Annotated in this window: 3 protein-coding genes; 1 reads left to right on the top strand and 2 read right to left on the bottom strand. The window is 69.5% G+C overall.

Annotated elements, in window-relative coordinates; genetic code table 11:
* Positions 1-93 precede the first annotated feature (93 nt).
* Both ACWFR4_RS48175 and ACWFR4_RS48170 read right to left on the bottom strand, forming a co-directional pair.
* Positions 94-528: a hypothetical protein gene (locus tag ACWFR4_RS48175; RefSeq protein WP_453658259.1), complete on the bottom strand. Its 435-nt coding sequence runs from the start codon at positions 526-528 to the stop codon at positions 94-96.
* An 85-nt stretch (positions 529-613) separates the two neighbouring features.
* A complete protein-coding gene (locus tag ACWFR4_RS48170) occupies positions 614-1,885 on the bottom strand; it encodes an MFS transporter (RefSeq protein WP_453658257.1) in 1,272 nt (423 codons plus the stop codon).
* Positions 1,886-2,297: 412 nt separating this feature from the next.
* On the opposite strand from ACWFR4_RS48170, the gene ACWFR4_RS48165 reads away from it, so the two are divergent.
* Positions 2,298-3,349, top strand: a 1,052-nt coding sequence (locus ACWFR4_RS48165; RefSeq protein ID WP_453658255.1) for an aminotransferase class I/II-fold pyridoxal phosphate-dependent enzyme, incomplete at its 3' end; no start/stop codon positions are given.

Below are 3,349 nucleotides of genomic sequence, written 5' to 3'. Positions count from 1 at the left end.
GTGGGGGTCTGTGGTTTGCTCCCCCCCCCCTCTTCTGGGGGGGGGGGGGGGGGGTCCCGGGCCCGCCCCCCCCCCCCCCCCGGTGAGCGGCGGTCAGTCGGGCATACAGGGCTGCAGTGCGTGGACGGACCGGGTGATCCGGTCGAGTTGCTCGGGCAGCGGGGCATGGATTCCCCAGTCGCCCAGGTCTGCGAGCGCCTCACGGATCAGGGGGATCAGGGATTTGGTGTCCGCGTCCGGTGCTGGCTGTTGAACGGCACTGATGTGGAGCGCCAGCGTGAGTGAGCCAGCCAGCTCGTGGAGATTGGGGTGGAGTGCGCGCAGTTGCGTGATCGCCTGCTGCCGGAGGGGTTGGTCCTGCCCGGTCATCCGCTTGGCCAGGGGGCTGCGCGCTGCGTGCAGGAGGAGCTGGCGGCCGGTGTTCCAGCCGTGGTGCACCGCTCCGGGGTGTGGCAGGTCCGGGTGGCTGTCGGGCGGGAAGATCTTATGGGATGGAGGGATCTCGTCGATGCGCGTGATGGCAGACATGTCGTCCTCGGTTTCGGTGCCGCCGGTCGGTCCGGCAGGGCATGCGAGGGGACGGTAGGGAGCATCTGCGTTAGCGAGGCAACAGTCACGCACGGGTGGGCGCGAGGTCCAGATCCGCAGGGTTGGCCGTCGTGGTGGCGGAAGGCATGTCGATGTGCCGCTTCAGAGCGAGGATGCCGACGGCGGCGAGGACGCCCAGGGCAAGGCTTGTGGTCCACATGAGTTCTGTTCCGCCGGCATCGATGGCGGCGGAACTGATGAGGGGGGCGATGAGAGCGGAGACGCCCATCGTGGAGGCCCAGATGCCGGTGTAGCGGCCTCGGGCGTCGTCGGGTGCGAGGCGTTCGACCATCGTCATGATGCTGCTGAAGTACAGCACCTCGCCCAGGGTCCAGACGGCAGCGGCGAGACCGTACCCGACGAGGGACTGTTGGGCGCCGAGGTTTCCGCCCATGCCCAGGCCCAGGGTGATCGCGCCGACGGCGCACACCACCAAGGGGGTATGTCGGTCGATCCAGGGCTGCAGGACGGGTTGGAAGGCGACGACACCGATCGCGTTGATGAGGCTGATGATCCCGTAGGCGGACGGATTGAGGCCGTCTCGGTCCATGGCAACGGGCAGGCCGAACAAGACCTGCTGATAAACGCAGAGGTACAGGAGCGTGAGGGCGCAAAGGGCGAGGAACCGTCCGTCGTGGAGCAGGGCGCGGTATCCCCTGACTGCCGGAACGGCGACTCCGCGACGGGTGTGTGCCTTCGGCCGTGGGCCTGTTCCGATCTTGCCGATGAGCACGGTGGCTGCGAAGGCGAGGTTGGAGGCTGCGGCGACGTAGAAGAGCGCGGTGATGTGGTTGTCGGCGAGGGCGGTTCCGATGGCCCCGGCCACGCCCGCGCCTATGTTGGACGCCCAGTAGAGGCGTGCGTACGCCCGTGCGCGGGCCTGATCGGGCACGAGGTCGGCGACGAGGGCGAGGACGGCCGGGCGGGGCGCGTCGAAGAGGAGTCCGATGGTGAGTGCGGCGGCGGTCAGTGCCGCCAGTGTCTGCAGGGCGGGGAGGGTGAGGTACATCGCAGCCACGGCGGACAGGGTCACCAGGAGTGTTGGGCGTCGCCCGACGCGGTCGGCGAGCCAGCCCGCGATGGCGGGGCCTGCGGCCCAGCCCGCGCCGAAGGCGGCGCTGACCTGGGCTGCGTCTGCCGCGCTGAAGTGCTGATGGCGCACCAGGTACAGGGAGAGGAACGGTACGACGACGCAGCCACTGCGGCAGATGGTGAAGCCTGCCACGAGCATCCAGTACACGGCAGGCACGCGCAGTAGAGCAGGGTGGGACTGGGTGGTGCGGTTGTCACAGGCCACCGCTGCTCCTTGGAAACGGAAGAGGGGAGTTGGAGGCGCAGGCGTGTCCTGCGCGGCCGGCCACGGCAGGGCCGGACGGGCTCGGTCTGAGGATGCGGGGAACATGAGGGGGTTGGGGTGAGATGGTCTCGATCGCGTCGGCCTGCGGGAGACGATCTTCCTGTGGGTTCCGTGGCGCGGACCATGTCGCACGGGCGTCAGGGGGCGGCGGCCGTGTGCGGTCGGACCGCGGGCGGACTGCGCGGAGGCGTCGGATCGGTGATCGGGCGGCCGTGTCCCGTGGGGCGGAACGGAGCAGCAGTTCGCGGCTCCAGGGCTTGGGACGTTCGCGGCCGGTGAGCCCGTGCAGCGCGCGGCGGGGTGACGGTGGTGCCGCTGCTCGGCCGACCGCGCGATAGATCGGACCCACCTGATGGACCTGCTGGAGAAGTGCCGCGCCTATACGCGGACTGATGAGGCACGCGACGCTGGGCTCTATCCGTACTACCCGGCCTTTCAGGGCCCTGCGGAAGGCGGGCGGGCGCTATTGGACGGCGCGGAGGTCTGCATGCTCGGCAGCAACGACTACCGGGCCCTGAGCGTAAATCCGCAGGTGATCGGTGCCGCGCAGGACGCGATCGCCTTGTATGGGACGTCCGCAACCGGCTCGCGGTTGCTGAACGGGAACCTCGATCTGCATGAGGAGCTCGAGGCGGACCTGGCGGACTTCTTCGGCTACGAGGCGGCCCTGGTGTTCGCGACCGGTTACATGACCAACCTCGGTGTCGTGTCCGCCCTGGCAGGGCGCGGTGACCTGGTGTTTCTGGACGAGAAGGCGCACGCCTCGCTGATCGACGGGGCGCGGCTGGCGAAGTCTTCCGGCGCGGTGGTGCGCTGGTTCGGCCACAACGACACCGGTGATCTGGACCGGCAGTTGGCGGCCACACAGACGAAGTCGGTCTTGGTCGCTACCGACGGGGTGTTCTCCATGGAGGGTGAACTGGCGCCGGTGGCCGAATTGGTCGCGGTCTGCGACGAGTACGGCGCCACGCTGCTGGTCGACGACGCCCACGGGGTGGGGGTGTTCGGGCGTGGCCGCGGTGTGATCGAGCAGGCCGGGATGCAGGGCCGGGTGCCGTTGATGACACTGACGTTCAGCAAGTCGCTTGCCTCGCAGGGCGGCGCGGTCCTGGCCGACGCCACGACGATTGACTTCCTGCGGCACAACTCCCGGCCGCAGATGTACTCGGCCGGCCTGAGTCCGGCCGACACCGCGGCTGCGCACGCGGCGCTGCGCGAGATCCGCCGGCGGGCCGGTGCCGACCCTGACGCATTGGCGGCGGCGGAGCACCTGCGCCGGGCGCTGGACGCACTCGGGTACGACGTGGCCGGGAGCGCCAGTCCGGTTATCCCGGTGCGGTTCCCCGACCAGATCGCGATGTTGTCGGCGCAGCGCATCCTGATCGATCACGGGGTGTACACGAA

The organism is Streptomyces sp. NPDC055140 (assembly GCF_053607285.1).
The sequence above is the reverse complement of the archived record's forward strand: the minus strand, read 5'-3'. Positions and strand labels throughout refer to the sequence as shown.